The sequence below is a fragment of the Serratia sp. UGAL515B_01 genome (assembly GCF_033095805.1).
Taxonomy (GTDB): domain Bacteria; phylum Pseudomonadota; class Gammaproteobacteria; order Enterobacterales; family Enterobacteriaceae; genus Chania.
This window is the reverse complement of the sequence record NZ_CP109901.1, coordinates 560,194-583,706: the sequence shown is the minus strand read 5'-3', so window position 1 is coordinate 583,706 and position 23,513 is coordinate 560,194. Positions and strand designations below refer to the sequence as shown.

Sequence of the window (23,513 nt, the reverse complement as noted above, 5' to 3'; positions counted from 1 at the left end):
ACATGCCTGCTATTTCTGATGTACTAAACCAGAAGAGGGAAAGTAAATTCTCTAGCCAGTTCTTTGAACACTTCCGGTGACAGCGGGTATTTAGTTTTCCCTGCGGCATCCGTAATTGTATAGTTTGAAGGCGTCAATAGCCTGCTACCATCTGTAGTAAAAATTGCAATCAGCGGACCCTTATTGAATGGTGACTTATTATCAAACGTGATGATTTGACGGTTTATTTCCAGTTCCCCAAGAGATACGCTGCTATAGTTAGTGGCAAAACGGTATCCGATATTCCAATTCTGCTCGCCTGCCTGTTTAAAATTGAAATAATAAAAATCAACGTCTTTCGTCACCTGATACTGAGTTTCTTGAAAAGTGACAATACGCCCATTCAACGGAACAATAACCCTGGGGCTCTTGAGGCCTAAACCGATATCAACCAGATAAGCGTTTCCCTCAACATGGATAATGCTCAACACATGGGTTTCTTGCAAAGCAAGCCAATCGTTAGTCGCGTTATCGTAGACGGTTGCAGTGATCAGACTAGTCGAAACCCCATTCTCCTTCATCACCTCGTAAAACAGAGAGTTCAATTCATAGCACAAGCCTCCTTGCCCTTTTGTCAGTATCTTTTGCTCGACATACGCCCTTGTGAAAGGCGTGTCTGGTGAGTTAAAAACGCTCAGATTATCGAACGGTAATGACAATTGGCTGTATGCAATAATTTTATTGATTCCAGCTGGCGTCCAACTCACTTCTTCATTATTCAGCCCTATTCGTCGATAAAAAATTTGGCTGAGATTACCCATGGTTATCACTCAATTTTGACTCATCCGCAACAAATGAACGGATTTCAGGTGCAATAATATTGGCTAATACATCGATATTATTTTTTACCAATGCTTCCGGTAAAGCACCGGTATCAACATGAGCAAGAAACTGTTGTTGTTTGTAAAGCCGATACTGATATTTCAGTTTTTCTATAATAGTGGCTGGTGACCCAATCATCATCGCATTGTCTATGGCCAAGCTACGATGCAGAAACTCTTTCGGCACGGAATCAGAGCGCAATTCTTTCGTCATACCGTTGAAGTAAGGGTAGAACTCCTCGACCGCCTGTTCGTCAGTGTGTGCCGTATGGAACCAACTGGTGGTTGTAATCGGCAGGTCGAACGCTTGGTGCCCCGCTATTTCAGCGGTTTTCCGGAAGGCATCGATCGCTTGTTTGAAATTCAGCGATTCGCCCGCTAATGTGGTCAACATCATCGGCAACCCTCTTTTAGCCGCAGCGACAGCACTGCTGCTGTGCCCCCCAACAGCATGCCAGATCTTCAACTGCCTATCCTGCGGTTGAGGAAAGATTCTGGCATTAACCAGCGGAGGCCGAAATTTACCCTGCCAGTTTATCGGCCGTTTTTCTCCACTTGCACGATTAATAGTGGTGAGCAAGTCGATTTTTTCGTCGAACAATGCCTCGTAATCATTTGCAGAGTACCCCAGCAGACTAAAACCGCCCACTCGCGATCCCCTTCCAACAACAATTTCCGTCCGACCATTTGACAGCAAGTCTAAGGTTGCGAAATCTTCAAATGTACGGACAGGATCCAAAGTACTGATCACGGTTACGGAGCTCATCAACGTAATTTTTTGCGTAGCTTGAGCAATGGCACCAAGGATAACGGTATGAGCTGCGCTGACAAAACCTTCTTGGTGACTTTCACCAAGCGCATAAACATCAAGCCCCTCAGCTTCCGCCTGTATTGCCATATCAACCAATTGCCTAATACGTTCCTGCTCAGTCGTTTTTTTATTAGTAAGCGGATCACGCAGATGTGCCCCGATAGACGAGATACCTATTTTGAAGTGAGTTTTTTTTTCACTCATAACTTAATTCCCTTATGCCACTGATAAAATACTCAATATGTGATTGTAAGAATTGATGGAGGATGGCCGATATACAGCCTAATCTCAGCCTTTATAATTTATTTAGTCAGGCGACCATATACGCACCGTTATTGAAATATGTTGAAATGATTTTGTAGGATACTCTGGATTTTTTAGCCTGCGCCGCGACCTTCGCTTTAGCCTCCTCAATGGTTAAAGCTCTGACGCTGACGCTCTGAGCAACACTGCCAAATGAAACCAGATTAATTGCCACGGCTACAACAAATTTGTTGACGCTTTTCATGATAACCTCCTTTAATCATAAGGTTTATTTGTATTATCATTACCTTGATGTAGCAATAATACTCATAGTTATAGTAAGTTGAAACTACAACTCTCTGTACAAGTCTTTCAAAAAAAATGAACGCCATAAATAATCAACTTATCATGTCCAAAAATAAAGCCATTGAAGTTGATCTAGACCTATTCAAATTATAATTAGGCTACAAAAATCCCCAGACGCATAGCTAATCATGTGGTTAAGATGAGCGAGCGTCAGAATCGCATCAAAAAAATCATTATCAACCTCTACATCCAATAATACTGACCTCACTTTTTCCTGATTTTCGCATTTCTTTATCATTTCAGGGCTTATTTAACTTTTTAAGTTGTATAAGACTAACCTTCCTTCATCTTTTTATCACCCCAGAATAAACCAGAAGAAAAGAGAAGAAAATTAGGAAACATGAAGCAACACGAAGGATAACTTTGATATGGCTTCCTGTGTTTAAGCTTATTTTCATAAGTCCGCCTAGAGAGGCCCACAGAACTCCAACAGGAAAAAGAATAATGAGGAATACAGCCATAGCGTAAACGAAATTATCAATAGAAATAAAAGCCGTTTCCGGAATGATAGAACTGGAAAAAATTAATGCCTTTGGATTCAATAGAGTAGTAATGAAAACTTGGATGAAATCTGATTTTCCCTCTTTAGGTTCATCAAGATTTGAACTTATTCTCCACATTTTAAAAGCCAACCAAAATATATAAATAGCACATGTTATTCTTGTCCATTGAAAAATAGATGGTAAAAAATTTTCTATAGATAATAAAAAAGCACCCCAAAACGTAATTGCAAGGAAGTATCCAAACGCTTCAGCAAAAACTAGAGGTATCGTTTTAGATAGTCCGTTACGAACACCTGAAGACAGTAACAAAGTATTAGTAGGTCCTGGTATGATTAAAATAAGAGCGACATAACCTGCCATAGCGAGAAATTCATTTGATACTTGCATTTTTCTAATCCGTAAACGTGACTTAAGTATTGGAATACTTTTATTGTAGCCTAAATTTCGTATTTTTTACTCAGTGACAACATATTATATAAAAATTTTAGATATTGTAAAAAATTAATAAATTCACCTTATTCACGTAGTATATTTTTCGGTGCCTATGTGAGGGTAACTTGTCAAGATACATAAGATCGAGGCAACTACCCCATTCGTTAACAGAAAATATGCTACCTCATTTACATTCATCTATAACTAATTTTCACTTATTTTTTCAGGGGCTGGTTGTTATCAAAATATAATTTATATTTTTTACTGGTTTTTCTGGTCATGTATTCAATAAGTTGATGCTGCATCAAACGTAATATTAGCGTTCAAAGAAAGTATCGATGATCTTGTCGGCATTTCGGGTCGTGACGCACGATTTATTGATAGTGATGAATAGTAAAATACCCACCGATGATCTTATCGTGCATTTCCTCTGACTTCGAAAAGCAAATTGTTCTGCGGGTCAGTCGTTTGATATGTGTGCGAAGATTAGGATTATGCCGTTCTATCCTTTGGGTATATTTCTTGCTCACCACGTAGCTTGTTGCACTTAACAGGACCTTATAAACCGGCCACGCATCTGTCATATAAAAGGCAATGTTAAATTTGCTTAACAGGGCCAACAATCGTTGCAGAGTCGAGGTATTTCTCGGGCAGAAGACGTGGGCCAGAGCCCGTTTGCGGATACGGTCATCAGCGTAGAACAACCACCGGGGATTGGCTTTACACCGCACGTAAGACCACTGTTCATCGGCTTCACAGCAGATAACGACTTCCGCTTTAGCGGTCGATATTCTCAGCTACCTGTTTTGGCGAAATTTTTTTAAGTGCCGCAGAACGGTATTGAGGCTGATGCCGAGAACCCGTGCGGTATCGCGACATCCAGAACCATTCATCGCCATATTAACAATGGTTTGGTGTGTGTCTGGTTTGGCACCGGAATAGCTAAAGTTGAGCTGAAAGGTCTTTGAGCAGAGCTTGCAGATGTAACGCTGGGCACCGGATCCTGAATGTCCGTTACATCGTACACCCTGGGTTTCATTGCACTGAGGGCAGACGACATCAACTTTTGCCATGAATTTTATCCAAAGTGCGGAGCATACGCGATCAGCAAGTCTGCGTCACGACCCGAGATTAAATACTATTGAACTGAGCTCCTGAAATAATACAGGAGCGATTTAGGAGTTACATTATATAATAATGCCAATCAGTATATGGTCATAATTTCCTTGTATGAAAGTTAACCACTCAGTGTGTTCAGCTTTAATCATCTCGTTTCATTTTTATTATATCACCATTTTCATTCATACGATAATCATCGCCATCATACATAGTGAAAATTATTCTTTTATGCTTGTCATTATCAACCGTGAATATTATTTTTTTTTCAATGCAGTTTTTATTGGTTTTCATGTCATCAAAGCATCTTCTATCATATTTATCTTCTTTATAGCCTTCCCCAAAATCCCAGAAGGTAACAGAAAATAAACCATCTTGTGTAGGATTAGGGATGTTGTATTTTTCTTTCAGCATGTCTTTGTTTTCTAACCACCATTTTATTTTACCTTTATCAGTAAAAGGAAAGTTTTTTACCAGAATATCACTGTATTTAACTCTCTGATGTACATCGATAATTTCTACCGGATGTCGCAAAATCCAGAGTCCCAATCCCAACAGGATACTACAAAAAAAAATTATACTAATATATATTTTAATTTTCATTGCGTCTCCCTGTAATCTCTACAGTAGCTTCCATGTTAGTCATGAATGGTTTATAAACAAACTGATTGAATCGCTGCAGTACGAACCAAATACGAAATAATAAAGAGTAATTGCGAAACTTTCTAATATCATCGTCATCCAGTCCAAAGTGATCTTGAACATTATAATGCACAACAGCTCGGTAGCGGTCATTGTCAATCTGTAGAGATCTTATAGTGATATGTGCAGCATATATATCATGTACGGTAATACCTAGTCCGTTAACTCTATCCTGCAACCTGTCAAATTTTGGAAGTATGCCACCGAGGATAGCTTCTGTTATGTCAATCTTATTATCTGCCGGATAACATCTGTTTTCCCAGTCTATATACTTAGTTAAGGCTTTTTTGATCCGTAAGTATGTGCTATTGCCTAACACATCACTAAGAATTTGCTCTTTTAACGCTGCATTTAACAACATATCCCTAAACGGCACACCATTACCTTTCTGCATATGGTCAATCATCTTTCCGATAAGTTTCTGGTAGGGACCGTAAAAAGAAACTTGCTTTGAGAGGCTACGAAACTCATCAAAAAGGATATTCGCGCATTCTTGCCGTGTTATCTTCTTGCTTTTCAGATCCGTATCAGCCTCAAAGCCATAACCATAAGATCGGAGTTTTAGCTGTTTAGCCAACGTTAGGGTGTACGGGTTAACCTTGCTGGACACATCATTCAGTTTAAAATCATTTTTTAACTGCGTTTCGCTGAGATCACCACACCGCATATCATCAGCACCGTAATCATCCATGCGTCTTTGCGTTCTGAATACAGTACAAGGAAAGCGCAACGCTTCTACAGGTGATTGGGTGGTTTCTGACATAGAAAATTCCATTTTGTTGTTAACGGCTTCTCATCTTCCATATCAGACCAAGGGTTTACCCTAAACTGGGCTGTGGGAATGACTAGAAATGGAGTTTTATCAGGGTATTATAATCAAAAATAGTTCAAGTTGCAGGAGGTTAAGGAAATTGTAAACACAACTCGAAGTATGAAAATTATATACCTGCATCCATCCAATGCAAGAATATTCAATCTTTCCCATCAACGCCTTATGATAAGTACTACTGAAGGGCTAATGGTGTGCTCAACTCATTGACTTAAGAACATCAACAGAAAATCACTTTTTCAATGTATCGAGATAATCCGCCCATTTTTGCAGCCAAACCTTACACTCAGCCTTGTAGCGGTAGAGATCGTAAGTGCCTTCGATACCCTTACGTGAATGGCCTAAAACGGCTTCAGCGACTTCATTGGGGCATCCAATAGGGCCAAGCCAATACGCACGGTTCTGCGTAAATCGTGTGGTGTCCAAGGCTCTATATCTATCATTAAGCCCAACTTGCGTAACCGGTTTGAAGCCTCATTGAGGAAAGGCTGAGTGATCGGTTTGTTACGCCCACGGGAAGCAAAAAGATGATGGGCCGTAGAACACGGCGGAGGCGTGATGTAATGCGCCGCAAGCTGCTGGCTCATATGCTGCAAGGGTTGGAAAGCTTGGCTGTCTACCAATTTGTCTCTACTCATCGAGGTCTGATATGTGCGTTAGAGCACGATGGGTTTATTTCTTACCGCTTGATTGATGAAAGTTGGCATCATCCATACTTAAAGATCAATTTGAAAAATCAAGCATCGTAGCAATTTACCTTGGATGAGCAGCGGCTGGTGCATCTATTGTCGTCTAGCCGCTTTTAATGGCATTATGGGAAGCTCGTATTACTTGTACGCGAGATTAAATACTATTGAAGTGAGCTCCTGTATTATTTCAGGAGAGATTTAGGAGTTGCATTACATAATAATACCAATCAGTATATGGTCATACTTTTCTTGTGTGAAAGTTAACCACTCAATGTGTTCAGCTTTTATCATCTTGCTTCATTTTTATTATTTTATTACTTTCTCCCAATAGATATCTACTTCCATTGAATGAAAAAAATGGTTCTTCATTATTGAACTTATAAATAGTCATATATTTTTCTTTTTCTATACAGTTTTTATCAGTTTTCATATCATTGAAACATAATCTGTCATATTTCCCTTCTTCTTTATAACCATCTCCAAAATCCCAGAAAATAATAGTGAAACTTCCATCAGGTGCATGTTTTGGAATATTGAATTTAGCTTCCAGCATATCTCTGTTTTCAAGCCACCAATTTATTTTCCCTTTATCGGTCAATGGGAAATTTTTCACTAAAACAGAACTGAAATTATAATCTTGATGAACTGCAATAATTTCTACTGCACGGTTTGAGAGCCATAGAAAATAACTAGTGATAGCAATAAAAATCAGTAATAGTATACAGATGTTTTTTTTATTTTTGCTTGTCATTACGAACTCCTGTAATTTCTATGGTAGCTTCCATGTTCGTCATGAATGGTTTATAAGCGAACTGATTGAATCGCTGTAGTACGAACCAAATACGAAATAATAAAGAGTAATTGCGAAATTTTCTAATATCATCGTCATCCAGTCCAAAGTGATCTTGAACATTATAATGAACAACAGCGCGGTAGCGGTCATTGTCAATCTGTAGAGATCTTATAGTGATATGTGCTGCATATATATCGTGTACGGTAATACCTAGTCCGTTAACGCGATCCTTCAACCTGTCAAATTTTGGCAATCTCCCAAAAGATATAGCATTTCTAATAGCGCTCTCTTTTTCTGCTGGATAACACTTGTTTTTCCAGTCTATATTTTTATCAAAAATTAATTTCAATAATAAACGTGAACTATTATCTGATGATGTATCCTCAAGAATTTGCTCTTTTAACGCTGCATTTAACAATATATCTCTGAACGGTGCACCATTCCCTTTCTGCATATGATCAATCATCTTTCCGATAAGTTTCTGGTAGGGACCGTAAAAAGAAACTTGCTTTGAGAGGCTACGAAACTCATCAAAAAGGATATTCGCGCATTCTTGCCGTGTTATCTTCTTGCTTTTCAGATCCGTATCAGCCTCAAAGCCATAACCATAAGATCGGAGTTTTAGCTGTTTAGCCAACGTTAGGGTGTACGGGTTAACCTTGCTGGACACATCATTCAGTTTAAAATCATTTTTTAACTGCGTTTCGCTGAGATCACCACACCGCATATCATCAGCACCGTAATCATCCATGCGTCTTTGCGTTCTGAATACAGTACAAGGAAAGCGCAACGCTTCTACAGATGATTGGGTGGTTTCTGACATAGAAAATTCCATTTTGTTGTTAACGGCTTCTCATCTTCCATATCAGACCAAGGGTTTACCCTAAACTGGGCTGTGGGAGTCACTAGAAATGGAGTTTTATCAGGGTACTATAATCAAAAATAGTTCAAGTTGCAGGAGGTTAAGGAAATTGTAAACACAACTCGAAGTATGAAAATTATATACCTGCATCCATCCAATGCAAGAATATTCAATCTTTCCCATCAACGCCTTATGATAAGTACTACTGAAGGGCTAATGGTGTGCTTAACTCATTGACTTAAGAACATCAACAGAAAATCACTTTTTCAACGTATCGTGATAATCTGCCCATTTTTGCAGCCACTCTTTACACTCAGCCTCGTAGTGGTGGAGGTCATAAGTACCTTCAATACCCTTGCGTGAATGCCCTAAAACGGCTTCAGCAACCTCACTGGGGCATCCAATACGGGCCAAGCCAGTTCGCACGGTTCTGCGTAAATCGTGTGGTGTCCAAGGCTCTATATCTATCATTAAGCCCAACTTGCGTAACCGGTTTGAAGCCTCATTGAGGAAAGGCTGAGTGATCGGTTTGTTACGCCCACGGGAAGCAAAAAGATGATGGGCCGTAGAAGATGCTCTGAGTGATTCAAGAAAGGCTATCGCCTGGCGCGATAACTGAACATGGCGCTCAATACCTGTCTTGGTTTCTCGCAGGTGGATTGTCCCTCTTTGCAGATCAACATTATCCCACGCCAGTGCACAGACTTCCCCAGTACGGCACCCTGTTAGAAGCGTCAATTGCAAAACATTTTTAATATTAGACGGGTAACTCGATGTTGGTAGCCACCGCAGAAATTGAGCTAATTCGCCGTCGGTTAGCACTCGCTTGCCGGGCGTAGAGGTCAGTTTCATCTTGGCTTGTGTCAGACTGGCTTTGGCCAGCAACGCTGGGTTAACAAAATTTTCATCCAGCTTGCCCAGTCCAAGAGCAAACTCGTAAGCCGCACAGAGTTCGCGTAGAATAATTCCGGCAAGCACATTAGCGCCGCGTTGAACAACAGCCATAACTAGATCGACAACATCCTTACGGGTGACTTCCTGCGCAGGAGACTGGCCGATTTTATCCACCACATCTTTGGTTAAAGTTCTTCGGGTAGCGTACTGGCTTTGCGGTTTTCTGGCTCCTTGGATGATTTTGTTATCTTTTCCATGACGATCTTCAATATGTTGGGTCAAATACAGTTCGACCAAATCTTTGACGGTGAAAACAGCCTTTTTCTCAGCGAGTTCCGTTTGCTGTTTGTGGTGCCTTTCTGCTTTCAGTTCACTGGCAGGGCAGCGACCTTCATTCTTTACCAGCTTAAGTGTTTGTAGTTCAGTACGAGCCTGAGCAAGTGAGATATTAGGGAAATGACCGATCTTAACTTGGGTAAGTTTGTGAGTCAGGGGACTGATGTAACGGTAGAAGAAAGTTTTAATGCCGGTAGCGCCGCAAGTAAGCCGTAATCCCCTATTTTCGCCGGTATCAGCTTTATCTTTGTCACCGGGTTTCATGGCTTCAATGGCTTTGGTTGACAGTGGTTTTCTCTCTTTTTTTTCCACCTAGTTAGCTCCATGTGTAAGTAACTATAGTATGACTGATTATACCATAGGCAAACTAACAAACTACATTATGACCTATACTAAAAAGTAGGATTCAGTGGTTTTGGATGAGATTTGATGGGACAACAAAAGATGAAAAAAACCATAAAAATATTTAAAATCAAATAAATAACACACAAAAAAGCATTAAAATCAGATAGAGATAAACTTATATGATAGTAATTTACCAGGATGAACATATCATCGTGATCAACAAGCAAAGCGGGTTGCTTTCAGTTCCTGGGCGTTTGCCGGAAAATAAAGACAGTCTGATGACGCGTCTGCAGGTGAACTTCCCTAAAGCAGAGTCGGTACATCGTCTGGATATGGCTACCAGCGGCGTCATTGTCGTTGCGTTGAACAAGCCTGCCGAGCGCGAGCTCAAACGCCAATTCCGTGAACGCGAGCCGAAGAAATCTTATATCGCTCGTGTTTGGGGACACATGGAACATGATGAAGGATTGGTAGATTTACCGTTGATTTGCGACTGGCCAAACCGGCCATTACAGAAAGTATGTTTTGAAACCGGTAAATCAGCACAGACTGAATATCTGGTCCTTTCTCGTGATGCAGATGGCAGTACACGTGTAAAACTAACGCCCATTACCGGGCGTTCGCATCAGTTGCGCGTTCACATGCTTGCATTAGGGCACCCCATCCTCGGGGACAGCTTTTACGCACATCCCGAAGCCAAAGCGATGGCTCCGCGTCTTCAATTACACGCGCAAGAACTGCGTATCACTCACCCTGCATATCAGACACCTATGCATTTTCACGCTGAACCAGATTTCTAATTCGAATCAAAAGGGGCCCCCTAAATCGCGCCCCCATTTTGATAAATAGAGGACTTATTTAAAACCTTTCTCGCGCTTGATCAGATCATAGGCAGCCTGTATTTCCTGCGCTTTCTGTTTAGCCATTTCCATCATTTCCGGTGGCAAGCCTTTCGCTACCAATTTATCAGGATGATGCTCACTCATCAGTTTGCGGTAGGCCCTTTTTATGGTTGTTGCATCATCGCCAGTGCCGACACCCAATACTTTACACGCATCTTCCAGCGTAGGGCCTTGTTGCGTTTGTTGATAGCCACCATGGGAATAATATCCCTGCTGTCCCCCACCAAACTGTCGACCACCTTCCATCATGCTCAGGAACTGATCGAACTGCGCCTGGGAAATACCCAATTCCTCGGCTATCACATACAGTACCTGCCTTTCATTCGGGTGCAGAGAACCATCAGCAAAAGCAGCCTGGATTTGAATCTCCAGAAACATGCGAATCAGATCAAAACGTCCAAAACAGATGCTACGCAACTGCTGTAGCGTTTCGCGTAACGGAAACTGGCTCTCTTTACCTTCACGAAATGCATTCTGCGCAGCTGTACGAGCTTCGCCATGTAACTGCAAACGATCCATAAACAGGCTAGCTATCTGTATATCAGCTTCAGTGACACGCCCTTTTGATTTGGTCAGATGCCCCATCACTTGAAAAGTGGTGCGGAAAAACAACGTCTGCCGCGTCTGTTGATCGGAAAAAAAACCCCGACTGCGCTTATTTTTACGCGCAGTATCGATCATATGGCCAACAATCAGCCCTAAAACTACTCCCCAGAATCCAGCACCAGACCAAACGGCGACAATCACTCCAAGCAGTTTTCCCCAATACGGCATAGATTCCCCAACTATCGATCATAATTCGCACATCCCCTTTATTAACTTGAAGTTAAAGCACTAATGGCTAAATGCAGTTTCGCAATCACATACCGGGGTATGAAATTGGAGAGGCAAACTCCCCTTACCCTGCTATAACTTCAATTACTTCGGGTAGTTCAACCTTGGTTCACACAAGGGTTATGGCGATTTTTTCCAAGATTTCGATTATCATACCTGTCATTTATCTCAGCACCTAACGACGACGCTGTTGAGCCACGGTATTTAGCACTAGCGCAACACCGATGAGTGATATAGTCTCTGACCGTTTGCCGGACACGACGCCTCTGATGACGGAACACCGAAACCACGTATGAAAAAAAGTTTCCCAACACTGCTGGCCACTTTAATTTGGACCGCACTTTACAGTCAGCCTACGCTGGCAGATCTGGCCGAGCAATGTATGCTCGGTGTACCAACTTACAATAAACCCGTCATCACAGGCGATCCCGATGCCCTGCCTATTACTATCCGTTCCAATGACTCACATGCCGATTTTCCGGGCAGCGCGTTGTTTAGTGGTGACGTTCATATCGAGCAAGGGAACAGCACTCTTACAGCAAAACAGGTTGAACTGAGTCAAACACAAAAAGATGGACAACCTGACCCCATACGAACCGTCACCGCGACGGGCGATGTGCACTACTCCGATCATCAGATAAAACTGCAAGGGCCGAAAGCTTGGTCAAACCTCAATACCAAAGATACTGATGTCTATCAGGGCAACTATCAGATGGTAGGCAGGCAAGGGCGTGGTGAGGCAGACAAAATGAAAATGCGCGGGCAAAACCGCTATACCATTTTGGAAAACGGATCTTTTACTTCCTGTTTGCCAGGCGACAACAGTTGGAGCGTGGTGGGGTCAGAAGTGATCCAAGATCGCGACGAGGAAGTGGCTGAAATATGGAATGCACGTTTCAAAATTGGCAAAGTGCCGGTATTCTACAGCCCTTATCTGCAATTGCCGATAGGTAGTAAACGTCGTTCAGGTTTTCTTATCCCAAACGCGAAATACACCAGCAACAGCGGTTTCGAGTTTATCCTACCGTACTATTGGAACATTGCACCAAACTTTGATGCCACCATCACGCCTCATTATATGTCGCGACGGGGCATGCAATGGCAAAATGAATTCCGTTACTTGGTTCAACCCGGTGCGGGTACTCTAGCGTTCGACTGGCTGCCAAGCGACCGCCAGTTTAAGAATGACTATGGAGATACCAAAGACAACGAGCGCTGGTTGTTCTACTGGGGACATAGTGGTGTAATGGATCAGGTGTGGCGCTTCAACATCAACTTTACCAAGGTAAGTGATCCCTATTACTTCACCGATCTGTTTTCAAACTATGGTTCTACCACTGACGGCTATGCTACGCAGATATTCAGTGCCGGTTACGCCGATGAGAACTGGGATGCAACGCTGTCCTCGAAGCAATTCCAGATTTTCAGCGGTGCAGGCAACCAAAATGCCTACCGCGCACAGCCGCAATTGGATCTAAACTATTACCTGACAGATATCGGTCCGTTCGATTCACACACATACGCTCAGGTTGCAAAGTTCTCCAGCGTGAATCCAAATAATCCAGAGGCTACACGCTGGCATATTGAACCAACTATCAATCTGCCGTTGGCCAACAATTGGGGAAGCTTAAATACCGAAGCCAAGCTGATGGCAACGCATTTCCAGCAGGATATTCCTAACGGATTTTTCGCAGACTATACCAACCGTAAATACGGAAGCCAGGCTCCAAAACTTGACGACTCGGTCAACCGTATCCTGCCGCAGCTCAAAACCGAAGGCAAAGTCGTCTTTGAGCGCACTATGGATTGGTCACAAGACTATACCCAAACGGTTGAACCACGCGTTCAGTATCTGTATGTGCCATACCGCGATCAGAGTAATATCTATACCTATGATTCAACTCTGTTACAGACCGACTACTTTGGTTTGTTCCGCGACCGTTCATACAGTGGCTTGGACCGTATTGCTTCACAGAATCGACTCGCTACAGGGCTCACTTCGCGCATTTATGATGATGCATTGATTGAACGTTTCAACGTTTCTGTTGGTCAAATCTATTACCTAAGCCGTTCACAGACCGGGGATAACACCAGTAACTTTGATAAGAATGATGACACAGGCAGCGTAGTATGGGCCGGTGACACTTATTGGAAGATTGATGACCGTTGGGGCCTGCGTGGCGGTGTACAATATGATACCCGTCTTGCCACCATCGCGTTAGGCGATGGTGTCGTGGAATACCGTAAAGATGAAAATCGTGTTGTTCAGCTAAACTATCGTTATGCAAGCCCGGAATATATTTCGGCTACCCTGCCGGATATCAGTAACCCCGGCTATCAGGACGGTATTTCACAAGTAGGTGTGGTCGCCAGTTGGCCGATTGCTGACCGATGGGCCGTTGTTGGTGCATATTACTATGACACCAGAGTGAAACAGACTGCCAACCAGTTAGTTGGCTTTCGGTATAACACCTGTTGTTGGGCTTTCAACGTGGGGTACGAACGAAAAATCGTTGACTGGGATTACGGCAACCAACTCAGTAAGTACGATAATAGATTTACATTCAATATTGAATTACGCGGCTTGAGCAACGATCACAGCCTGGGTAGCAACGAAATGTTGCGCGCAGGTATTCTGCCTTACCAGCGCGCATTCTGATATTTTAGCACATGAAAAACGACAACTTTCACCCGCATTTGCGGACTAGATAATGGGAAATGTATGAAGAACTGGAGAACGCTTCTTCTCGGATTGGCCGTTTGTGCCAATACCGCGTTCGCAGCACCCCAAGAAGTAGATAAAATCGCTGCCGTCGTCGATAACGGTGTAGTACTTGAAAGCGACGTAAACGGTTTAATGCAATCGGTAAAACTCAACGCGCAGCAGGCTGGCCAGCAATTGCCAGACGATAAAACACTGCGCCACCAGATCCTTGACCGTCTGATCATGGATAACATCCAATTGCAGATGGCTCAGAAAATGGGGATCACCATATCCGATGCAGAATTGGATAAAGCGATTACTGGCATCGCGGCCCAGAATAATATGTCTCTCGACCAAATGCGTAGCCGTCTGGCTTATGAAGGTCTGAACTACAACACTTACCGTGCGCAGATCCGCAAAGAAATGCTGATCTCAGAAGTGCGTAATAATGAAGTTCGTCGTCGTGTGAACATACTGCCGCAGGAAGTTGAAGCATTGGCCAAACAGGTTGGTGCTCAGAATGGCGGTGAGACAGAAATTAATCTCAGCCATATCCTGATCCCTCTGCCGGAAAACCCATCTCAGAAGCAAGTGAATGAGTCTGAAGCTCTGGCAAAACGCCTGGTTAACGAACTCAATACCGGCGCAGACTTCGCTAAACTGGCAATCACTTACTCTGCAGACTCTCAGGCTTTGCAAGGCGGCCAGATGGGCTGGGGTAAACTACAAGAAATACCGACGCTATTTGCAGAAAAACTTGTGGATGCGAAGAAAGGTGATGTGGTTGGCCCCATTCGCTCTGGCGTTGGTTTTCATATTCTGAAAGTGAACGATCTTCGTGGAAACGCCCAGTCCATTTCCGTGACCGAAGTGCAGGCACGCCATATTCTGTTAAAAACTTCGGTTGTGATGACTGATGACCAAGCTCGGGCAAAACTGCAGGAAGTTGCAGCGTCTATCAAGAGTGGTAAAACGACATTTGCCGACGAAGCCAAGCAACTTTCTCAGGATCCTGGTTCTGCACTGCAAGGCGGTGATCTTGGCTGGTCATCCCCTGATGCTTACGATCCAGCCTTCCGCGATGCGCTTCTAAAACTGCAAAAAGGAGAAGTAAGCCAACCGGTTCACTCTTCATTCGGCTGGCATCTGATTCAATTGATGGATACACGCCAGGTTGATAAAACCGATGCGGCGCAAAAAGATCGTGCTTACCGAATGCTGTTCAACCGCAAATTTGCTGAAGAAGCACAAACCTGGATGCAAGAGCAACGCGCAGCCGCTTACGTGAAAATCCTTGATGGAAGCGATGCAAAGCAATAAACGTATCGTCATAACCCCCGGCGAACCAGCCGGGGTCGGTCCGGATCTGGTTGTACTACTGGCACAACAGGATTGGCCTGTTGAACTGGTTGTATGTGCCGATCCGGCTTTGTTGCTTGATCGAGCACGCCAACTAAAGTTGCCGCTGATGCTGCGTGATTACCGCGCAGATCAGCCCGCACATCCCCAACGTGCCAGTACACTGACGCTGCTCCCCTTTGCAACTCATGCGAAAGTTGTAGCAGGCGAACTGAATGTAGCCAACAGCGCATACGTGGTGCAAACTCTGGCACGAGCCTGTGACGGTTGCCTGAAAGGTGAGTTTGCAGCGATAGTGACCGGGCCAGTCAACAAAGGGGTCATCAACGACGGCGGTGTTCCGTTTATCGGCCATACTGAATTTTTCGCCGAGCGTAGCCACTGCGAACGCGTGGTGATGATGCTGGCCACTGAAGAGTTGCGCGTTGCGTTGGCAACAACGCATCTGCCCTTACTGGCCGTTCCCGGGGCTATCACCCAACAGAGTCTGTTCGAGGTGATTACCATTCTTGATAACGATCTGAAAACCAAATTCGGCATCGTAAAACCCAAGATTTATGTTTGCGGTCTGAATCCGCACGCAGGGGAAGACGGTCATATAGGGCGTGAGGAATTGGATGTCATCATTCCTGCCCTCGAAACCCTTCGTGGTCACGGCATCCATCTAGTGGGACCACTCCCTGCAGATACGTTATTCCAGCCGAAATATTTGCAACATGCAGATGCGGTTTTGGCGATGTATCACGATCAGGGCCTGCCCGTCTTAAAATACCAGGGGTTTGGTCGGGCGGTGAATATCACGCTTGGTTTGCCTTTCATACGCACCTCGGTCGATCACGGTACCGCATTGGAATTAGCTAGCAGCGGCACCGCCGACGTAGGTAGTTTCAAAACGGCCTTAAATCTCGCCATTAAAATGATAATGAATTGTAATGAATAATAGAGTCCACCAAGGGCACGTTGCCCGCAAACGCTTTGGACAAAACTTTTTAACCGATCAGTTTGTCATCGACAGTATTGTTTCTGCCATTCATCCGCAGCCGGGTGAAGCCGTCATTGAGATCGGTCCGGGCCTTGGTGCGTTAACAGAACCCGTAGGGGCGCGCATGGATCGCATGACTGTGATCGAACTGGATCGCGATCTGGCCGCTCGCCTGGCTAATCATCCACAACTAAAAGACAAGCTCACCATCCATCAGCAAGATGCTATGACGGTGAATTTCTCAGAAATAGCAGCAGAAGCAGGCCAACCACTGCGCGTATTTGGTAATTTGCCATATAACATCTCAACGCCGCTAATGTTCCATCTTTTCAGCTATACTTCTGCTATTCGCGACATGCACTTTATGTTGCAAAAAGAAGTGGTCAATCGCCTAGTTGCAGGCCCAAACAGCAAAGCATACGGGCGCTTGACTGTGATGGCGCAGTATTACTGCAATGTTATTCCGGTGCTGGAAGTGCCACCAACCGCATTCGCTCCACCACCCAAAGTAGATTCCGCCGTAGTACGTTTAGTGCCACACACAGTGATCCCACATCCAGTCGGTGATGTACGAATGCTAAGCCGTATTACAACCCAGGCGTTTAACCAGCGTAGGAAAACCATCCGCAACAGCCTGGGCGATTTGTTCTCACCGGAACAATTGACGGAACTCGGCGTTGATCCGACGCTCAGAGCTGAAAATATTTCTGTTGCGCAGTACTGTAAGCTGGCAAACTGGCTTTCAGCACAACAGGCGCAACAGCAATAGGAGAGTGGTCATGATTGATTCGCCCCGTGTCTGTATTCAGGTTCAAAGCATTTATGTGGAATCACAGTCGATACCTGAAGAAGAGCGTTACGTTTTCGCATATACCATCACAATCCGCAATCTAGGGCGTTTTGACGTACAACTGCTAGGCCGTTACTGGCTAATAACCAACAGTAATGGCCGCCAAACCGAAGTTCAGGGTGAAGGGGTGATCGGTGAGCAACCGATTATCCATCCTGGCAGCGAGTTTCAATATACCAGCGGTGCCGTTCTCGAAACGCCATTGGGTACTATGGAAGGCCATTACGAAATGGTTGACCATCAGGGGCAACCGTTCCGTGCGGCTATTCCAGTCTTCCGTTTAGCTATCCCTACGTTGATCCATTAATATGTCGACATATCTTATCGGCGACGTTCACGGATGTTTAGATGAACTACAGTCGCTATTAGCACGGGTTAATTTCAACCCATATCATGACCAAGTGTGGCTAACAGGCGATTTGGTTGCTCGTGGCCCCGACTCCCTTAACGTGTTGCGTTATGTCCGTTCACTGGGAACAGCTGCACGTATGGTACTGGGTAATCATGACCTGCATTTGCTGGCCGTGTATGCTGGCATCAGCCGTAACAAACCCAAAGATCGGCTCACGCCGCTGCTGGAAGCCCCTGATGGCGATGAACTCATCAATTGGTTGCGACGTCAACCTGTACTGCAGGTAGATCATGAGCTTAAGCTGATCATGGCCCATGCTGGCATTACACCACAGTGGGATATTGAAACCGCACAAATATGCGCACGTGAAGTAGAAGCGGTACTCAGTAGCGACAGCTATCCGCTGTTTCTCGACTCAATGTACGGCGATATGCCAAATAATTGGTCTCCTGAATTGAGTGGTCTATCACGCCTTCGTTTCAGTACCAATGCACTGACCCGCATGCGCTACTGTTTTCCGAATGGCCAATTAGACATGATCTGCAAAGACGCTCCAGGTGATGCTCCTTCGCCATTGAAACCCTGGTTTGATTTGCCAAGCCTGATCGACCCTGAATTCACCCTCATTTTCGGCCACTGGGCTTCGCTGGAAGGTAAAGGAACACCGGCAGGCATCATCGGCCTGGATACCGGCTGCTGCTGGGGCGGAGATCTGACCATGTTGCGTTGGGAAGACAAACAATACTTCACTCAACCCGCCAATCAGCGCGACGTATTTGACGGAACCGATTAGTCGGCTGTACTTTAAAAAACAAAATAGCGAAAAACACAACGGGCACCGGTTGAAACTACAACGGGTGCCCGTTTCTGTTAACAACCTTAACGATGTTCTAAAATCTCAAAACAAAAGCTGTGTGAATTCATCTCATCAGCATCATGGAATTCACTAAACGAGGTTTCCCATTCATCGGGTTCATAATCTGGAAAGTAAGTGTCCCCCTCTACTTCAGCATCAATATGCGTCAGATATAGTCGATTGGCATGAGGCAGAAACTGGGTATAAACCCGTCCCCCTCCCATCACCATAACTTCTTCCGCATCACCAGCCGCGACCAACGCTTCATCCAGTGAAGTTACCCAAGTCACCCCCGACTCAGAGCCAGGGCTACTGCTTAGAACAATATTATGACGCTCCGGTAAAGGGCGGCCAATTGACTCAAATGTCTTACGCCCCATAATAACTGGCTTATTCAAGGTGTTACGTTTAAACCACGCTAGATCTGCCGGCAGGTGCCACGGCATGGCGTTTTCCATACCAATAACGCGATCTGCCGCCAAGGCAGCAATCAGGCTGATGATCATTATTTAACCCTGTGTAGGCAGAAAAATTATTCACACTATACGTAAAGCCCCTGTGACCGTCGATAGGCTAATCGATCAATGTGAATATCTAAGACAGCTCTTATTTTGATATCAAATATACCAATCATAATTCAATATACCGCAGTGGTGGATGTATAACTTCCCGACCGAGTTGTTCTGCCAGATTTAACCTATCCAACGCCTTGGGCCCTCTAAGTGGGTCTTTCCCTACGCACAGTACAGCCGCGTAAAAATACGTTAAACACCCGGTTTTTTGCGATACAACCACAACCCTGGTACCGACAGGCCAATCGATAATGCACCCACGATAAAACAGGCTTTGAGGAAGTTCGAAATCATTAGCGACATAAGCGCCGCGCTGTAACCAAGGTGTGAGATCTCTACCACGCTGATCATCGCGGTATAGGCAGAGATACCAGGAAACATGGGAATAACGGCAGCAACGGTGAAAACCTTTGGATGTGCCAGCAACCAGCGCGACCAGTTAATGCCGATAACCCCGATCAAGATCGCCGCTAGAAAAGACGCCCACTCAATATTCATGCCGAAATGGATCATCAGCATACGTGAACCATGCCCTAAAGCGCCAAGCAAAGCGCAGTAACGCAGCGCACGCTTCGGCACATTGAATACCATGGCAAAACCCAACGCAGGAACGGCAGCCAACAGCATGTCTTGCAAAAGTATCCACAGTAAACTCATGACCATCCCCGCAACCCCCATAGAGACATGGCCATCACAACACCGATACACGTTGCCAGCGTCAGCAAACTGGCCATTGCCCACCTAGCCAGCCCAGTGTTCACATGGCCTTTAAACATATCGGCCACAGCATTAATCAGCGGGAACCCTGGTACCAGCAGCAAAACACTGGCAGCCATTGAGACACTTGAGGTCTGGCTGAATAACGGTAACCGCAACAGTAGACCAGAAATCGATGTCGCAACAAATGCAGTCAGGCAGAAGTTGATCAATGGATTCATGTGGTGCGCAGTCAACACCTGGCGTACGAACATCGCACATCCACTAGCCATAAATGTTACGATAAAAGCATCAATCCCACCGCCGTTAAGCATACTGAAACAACCACAAGACAACCCAACCATCAAAACAACCAGCCAGCGGGGATAACGCAGTGGATGGAGCTTTTCAAAACGCCGGGCAACCTCGTGCGCGTCAGCCAATCGGTGTTCGGCGAGGATCACGATATGCTGAACCTTCGTTACCATTTGCATGTTAATCCCACGTTCGATGTTCTTTCGCGTCGTGGTCAAGCAAGCATCATTGTGGATCGTGGTCAATACAACCGCATTGGCAGAGATCGAGCTTTCCACACCATCCATACCCAGTGCTAGCCCTAAACGGGTTGATAGTTGTTCCACGAGCATGCTTTCAGCACCGTGTTGCAATAGCAACAACGCGCACTGAATGCACAAACGGGTAATTTGCCGCTGCTGCCTGCTTACTGCCGATATTTCTTTGGTTAATGCCTTATCCATGTGACTCAACCATTTTCACAGTACGGATGTTCATCATATAGCCAAAGATGCGAACGATAGGTTGATGCGCGTCAGAAGGAATGGCGTTTTTAGCAGTAGAAACAAACCTTTTTCTCAACGGCTCCAACCACTTTTCGTTTCTACCACATTCTCTTCTGGCGCTTTACCGTCTATGCTGCCCCGCCAGCCCGTTTGCCGCACGAGAGACAATCGGTCCTTGTCCTGTTCAATAGCTTCTGCAAGCATATCTTTCGATCGTTGCAAACTGGCAATACGGAATTCGGTATCCTCATAGTTCTCCAACGTATCTTCAAGCATCTTCAGGTTATAACGGCGGAAGATATCTGCTTTTTCCCTGGCTTCATAGGCATCCAAACCCAGTAATTCAAGTGTTTCTCGCCCAGTGAGCAGTGAACTTTCAAAAGTTTCACGTGATGGCCTTTCTACTCCCAAGCGCCGCAATTGATACCAGTGGTCCACATCACGGGCTCGCGCTACCACTTTCAAATGTGGGAAATGGCGTTTAGCCAACGCCGTCAATTGCAGGTTGGCCTCAACATCGTCGATAGCGTTAATCAATACCTTGGCATGTTCCGCGCCCGCTGCTTCGAGCAGGTCGGCACGAGTCGCATCGCCATAAAACACTTTGGTGCCGAATTTACGCAGCGTTTCGATATGGTCGGGATCATGATCCAGTACCACTGTGCTTACTCCGTTGACCAGCAGCATACGCCCCGCGATTTGGCCGAAACGCCCAAAACCGGCAATGATCACACTAACATTCTCTTCATCGATCACATCTGCGGGTCGCTCGTCTTTCGGGGTTTTCTTTGCCAACAAAGCGGAAGCGACCAATAACAATGGCGTGGCAGCCATTGAGAGTGCTACCGCCAGCGTTAACGGTTTGGCCCACTCTTGAGGCAGGACGCCGGCCATCTGAGCCGCACCAAAAATCACAAAAGCAAACTCACTGCCTTGTCCCAGTAAAATGGCAAACAAAGCACGCTGACGCTTTGGCACACCTAGCATCGGAGCAATCAACCATAACAGCAGCGCTTTCAGCAATATAAAACCAAACAGCAGCGAAGCAATTAATAAAGGATGGTGAAACAAGGTACCGAAATCGATCGACATGCCAACACCAATAAAGAACAGACCGAGCAGTAGGCCTTTAAACGGCTGGATATCACTTTCCAATGCATGGCGGTACTCAGAGCTGGCCAACAGCACTCCCGCAAGAAATGCCCCCATCGCCATCGAAAGACCAGCCATTTCCAGCAAGAGACCAAAGCCAAACACTAGAAACAGCGCGACAGCACTGAATACTTCGCGCATGCCTGATCGTGCCACAAAATGCAGCAAAGGCCGGGTGACATAGCGCCCCAACGCCACCACTACCGCTAAAGCCCCAACCACCTTGGTTGCAGATAGTGCAAACGCGCCCAGCGTCGTTGCAGCACCGCTACTTGTCAATAGCGGTATCATCGCAACCAGCGGTATCGCAGCAATATCCTGAAATAACAGTACCGCAAACGCACTGCGGCCTATAGGCGTGGGCATTAGGTTTCGTTCGCTCATCGCCTGCATAGCAATGGCGGTGGAAGAGAGTGCCAGCGTCAGACCAATCAGCAAGGCGACCATCCAGTCCAGCCCCAGAAAATAGCAAAAGGCGCTCAATACCAGGCCACAACCTATCATCTGAATACTACCGCCACCGAATACAGGAACCCGCAGTGTCCACAGTCTATTAGGATCCAGTTCGAGCCCGATGATAAACAGCATTAATACAACACCAATCTCGGCAAAAGCCAGGATAGACTCCGGATTAGACACCAGCTTCAAACCCCAGGGACCAATAATGCAGCCCGCAATCAAATATCCCAGCACGGAGCCCAAACCTAACCGTACAGCGATGGGTACTAGTAATCCAGCGGCGCCCAGATAGATCAGCCCCTCTATCATCATGCCGTGATTATCCATGTGCTGTTCCTTGTTCTGCTATTTGATCGCTGTGTTCCATAAGGTACTGCATTAACCGCTGACGATAAGCTTCACCAGCCGTTATCAACACTGTATCACTACAGGTAAAGGTGCCATGTACCGCAAAATACGGCTGCCAGTTCATACCACAATAAATCGCCATGGCCTGCAGGGGCTGGCCAAGTACCGCAAAGTTGGGGTAATCCCCAAGAACAAAATGCTGTTCATCGCCACCGCTGGTCACTGCCCATAAGAAGTCTTTCCCGACCAACGCTTTCCCTTTGTGGCCATAAGCCCAACCGTGTTCCAATACTTTATCGATCCAAAGTTTCAGAAGCGGCGGCAAGCTATACCACTGCATCGGGTGTTGCAGCACGACCATATCCGCCCGTTCAAGTGCACGCTGTTCAGCTTTGATATCGATATTGAAATCTGGATATAGCTCGTACAGAACGCGGACCTCCACATTTGGGATGTCTTTTACTGCCTGTAATAGTCGCTGGTTGGCATGGGAATGCCGAGGATAGGGATGAGCGTAAATAATCAGGATCATGAGCTTCTTACCGTTTGATGTCATTTTTAAAAAATAGACCGATGCCATAGGATGACATTTTAGAAAAGGATTGATAGCCGAAATTTTTATCGGTGATGGACAAATTGACCGATGAATGACAACAAAAAATATGATTTCCCTATCAATGAAAGCAGGGAAAATAGACGTAGTGAGCTAACGGCTTTGTTTTGACCCTAGGCTTTGTCCCTCAATTGCCCGTGGTGCCGTCGCAGACCCAACAAGCACGTTATCAAAGCGGAGGGTTAAGGGCTGAGTGGCCCTCTGTTCAAGCCCGACAACACACAGAAAGAGCGGGCATCTGGGGAATGCCCCT

The 23,513-nt window shown here is 45.2% G+C and carries 23 protein-coding genes and 1 pseudogene; 7 read left to right on the top strand and 17 right to left on the bottom strand.

What is annotated here, in order from left to right:
- Positions 1-23: 23 nt before the first annotated feature.
- The 11 genes and pseudogenes from OK023_RS02830 to OK023_RS02780 all read right to left on the bottom strand — a co-directional run bounded on the left by OK023_RS02830 (position 24) and on the right by OK023_RS02780 (position 9,748).
- Positions 24-800, bottom strand: coding sequence for an arylamine N-acetyltransferase family protein (locus OK023_RS02830; RefSeq protein ID WP_317694682.1), 777 nt, complete (start codon positions 798-800; stop codon positions 24-26).
- Positions 793-1,875, bottom strand: a complete 1,083-nt coding sequence (locus OK023_RS02825) for an LLM class flavin-dependent oxidoreductase (RefSeq protein ID WP_317694681.1) — start codon at positions 1,873-1,875, stop codon at positions 793-795. Before OK023_RS02825 ends, OK023_RS02830 begins: the two co-directional genes overlap by 8 nt.
- Positions 1,876-1,981: 106 nt before the next feature.
- On the bottom strand, positions 1,982-2,179 hold the full coding sequence (locus tag OK023_RS02820; RefSeq protein ID WP_317694680.1) for a DUF1471 domain-containing protein: 198 nt from the start codon (positions 2,177-2,179) through the stop codon (positions 1,982-1,984).
- Positions 2,180-2,564: 385 nt separating this feature from the next.
- Positions 2,565-3,170, bottom strand: a complete 606-nt coding sequence (locus tag OK023_RS02815) for a LysE family translocator (protein ID WP_317694679.1) — start codon at positions 3,168-3,170, stop codon at positions 2,565-2,567.
- A gap of 419 nt (positions 3,171-3,589) precedes the next feature.
- Positions 3,590-4,288, bottom strand: a pseudogene (locus tag OK023_RS02810) (IS1 family transposase).
- Between the two features lie 187 nt (positions 4,289-4,475).
- Entirely contained in the window at positions 4,476-4,934 is a 459-nt protein-coding gene (locus OK023_RS02805; protein ID WP_317694678.1) for a DUF943 family protein, read from the bottom strand.
- Complete coding sequence (locus OK023_RS02800) at positions 4,924-5,796, bottom strand: YPO3983 family protein (RefSeq protein WP_317694677.1); 873 nt, start codon at positions 5,794-5,796, stop codon at positions 4,924-4,926. Before OK023_RS02800 ends, OK023_RS02805 begins: the two co-directional genes overlap by 11 nt.
- 407 nt (positions 5,797-6,203) lie before the next feature.
- On the bottom strand, positions 6,204-6,500 hold the full coding sequence (locus OK023_RS02795) for a hypothetical protein (RefSeq protein ID WP_317694676.1): 297 nt from the start codon (positions 6,498-6,500) through the stop codon (positions 6,204-6,206).
- Positions 6,501-6,828: 328 nt separating this feature from the next.
- Entirely contained in the window at positions 6,829-7,302 is a 474-nt protein-coding gene (locus tag OK023_RS02790; RefSeq protein WP_317694675.1) for a DUF943 family protein, read from the bottom strand.
- Entirely contained in the window at positions 7,286-8,167 is an 882-nt protein-coding gene (locus tag OK023_RS02785; RefSeq protein ID WP_317694674.1) for a YPO3983 family protein, read from the bottom strand. Before OK023_RS02785 ends, OK023_RS02790 begins: the two co-directional genes overlap by 17 nt.
- A 297-nt stretch (positions 8,168-8,464) precedes the next feature.
- Positions 8,465-9,748 carry a tyrosine-type recombinase/integrase gene (locus tag OK023_RS02780; protein WP_317694673.1) on the bottom strand — a complete coding sequence of 428 codons (1,284 nt, stop codon included), beginning with the start codon at positions 9,746-9,748 and terminating at the stop codon, positions 8,465-8,467.
- 212 nt (positions 9,749-9,960) lie between these two features.
- Here OK023_RS02780 and rluA point away from each other — a divergent pair, with 212 nt between their 5' ends.
- Positions 9,961-10,581: a bifunctional tRNA pseudouridine(32) synthase/23S rRNA pseudouridine(746) synthase RluA gene (gene rluA, locus OK023_RS02775; RefSeq protein ID WP_317694672.1), complete on the top strand. Its 621-nt coding sequence runs from the start codon at positions 9,961-9,963 to the stop codon at positions 10,579-10,581.
- A 54-nt stretch (positions 10,582-10,635) separates the two neighbouring features.
- Here rluA and djlA read toward each other — a convergent pair whose 3' ends face one another.
- On the bottom strand, positions 10,636-11,457 hold the full coding sequence (djlA, locus tag OK023_RS02770) for a co-chaperone DjlA (RefSeq protein ID WP_317694671.1): 822 nt from the start codon (positions 11,455-11,457) through the stop codon (positions 10,636-10,638).
- Positions 11,458-11,809: 352 nt separating this feature from the next.
- Here djlA and lptD point away from each other — a divergent pair, with 352 nt between their 5' ends.
- The 6 genes from lptD (at position 11,810) to apaH (ending at position 18,557) form a co-directional block, all read left to right on the top strand.
- Complete coding sequence (gene lptD, locus OK023_RS02765) at positions 11,810-14,176, top strand: LPS assembly protein LptD (protein WP_317694670.1); 2,367 nt, start codon at positions 11,810-11,812, stop codon at positions 14,174-14,176.
- Positions 14,177-14,239: 63 nt separating this feature from the next.
- Positions 14,240-15,541: a peptidylprolyl isomerase SurA gene (surA, locus tag OK023_RS02760; RefSeq protein ID WP_317694669.1), complete on the top strand. Its 1,302-nt coding sequence runs from the start codon at positions 14,240-14,242 to the stop codon at positions 15,539-15,541.
- On the top strand, positions 15,528-16,520 hold the full coding sequence (pdxA, locus tag OK023_RS02755) for a 4-hydroxythreonine-4-phosphate dehydrogenase PdxA (RefSeq protein WP_317694668.1): 993 nt from the start codon (positions 15,528-15,530) through the stop codon (positions 16,518-16,520). The genes surA and pdxA overlap by 14 nt, the downstream gene beginning before the upstream one ends.
- On the top strand, positions 16,513-17,331 hold the full coding sequence (gene rsmA / locus OK023_RS02750) for a 16S rRNA (adenine(1518)-N(6)/adenine(1519)-N(6))-dimethyltransferase RsmA (RefSeq protein ID WP_317694667.1): 819 nt from the start codon (positions 16,513-16,515) through the stop codon (positions 17,329-17,331). Before pdxA ends, rsmA begins: the two co-directional genes overlap by 8 nt.
- A 10-nt stretch (positions 17,332-17,341) precedes the next feature.
- The gene (apaG, locus tag OK023_RS02745) at positions 17,342-17,719 is read left to right on the top strand and encodes a Co2+/Mg2+ efflux protein ApaG (RefSeq protein ID WP_317694666.1); all 378 of its coding nucleotides are present in this window, start codon (positions 17,342-17,344) and stop codon (positions 17,717-17,719) included.
- A 1-nt stretch (position 17,720) separates the two neighbouring features.
- A complete protein-coding gene (gene apaH / locus OK023_RS02740) occupies positions 17,721-18,557 on the top strand; it encodes a bis(5'-nucleosyl)-tetraphosphatase (symmetrical) ApaH (RefSeq protein WP_317694665.1) in 837 nt (278 codons plus the stop codon).
- Between the two features lie 86 nt (positions 18,558-18,643).
- Here apaH and folA read toward each other — a convergent pair whose 3' ends face one another.
- The 5 genes from folA to kefF all read right to left on the bottom strand — a co-directional run bounded on the left by folA (position 18,644) and on the right by kefF (position 23,179).
- Positions 18,644-19,126, bottom strand: coding sequence for a type 3 dihydrofolate reductase (folA, locus tag OK023_RS02735; RefSeq protein WP_317694664.1), 483 nt, complete (start codon positions 19,124-19,126; stop codon positions 18,644-18,646).
- A 258-nt stretch (positions 19,127-19,384) separates the two neighbouring features.
- The gene (locus tag OK023_RS02730) at positions 19,385-19,849 is read right to left on the bottom strand and encodes a threonine/serine exporter (RefSeq protein WP_317694663.1); all 465 of its coding nucleotides are present in this window, start codon (positions 19,847-19,849) and stop codon (positions 19,385-19,387) included.
- Complete coding sequence (locus tag OK023_RS02725; protein ID WP_317694662.1) at positions 19,846-20,646, bottom strand: threonine/serine exporter ThrE family protein; 801 nt, start codon at positions 20,644-20,646, stop codon at positions 19,846-19,848. Before OK023_RS02725 ends, OK023_RS02730 begins: the two co-directional genes overlap by 4 nt.
- 114 nt (positions 20,647-20,760) lie before the next feature.
- Positions 20,761-22,626 carry a glutathione-regulated potassium-efflux system protein KefC gene (gene kefC, locus OK023_RS02720; protein WP_317694661.1) on the bottom strand — a complete coding sequence of 622 codons (1,866 nt, stop codon included), beginning with the start codon at positions 22,624-22,626 and terminating at the stop codon, positions 20,761-20,763.
- Positions 22,619-23,179, bottom strand: a complete 561-nt coding sequence (gene kefF, locus OK023_RS02715; RefSeq protein WP_317694660.1) for a glutathione-regulated potassium-efflux system oxidoreductase KefF — start codon at positions 23,177-23,179, stop codon at positions 22,619-22,621. The genes kefC and kefF overlap by 8 nt, the downstream gene beginning before the upstream one ends.
- Between the last annotated feature and the right edge of the window lie 334 nt (positions 23,180-23,513).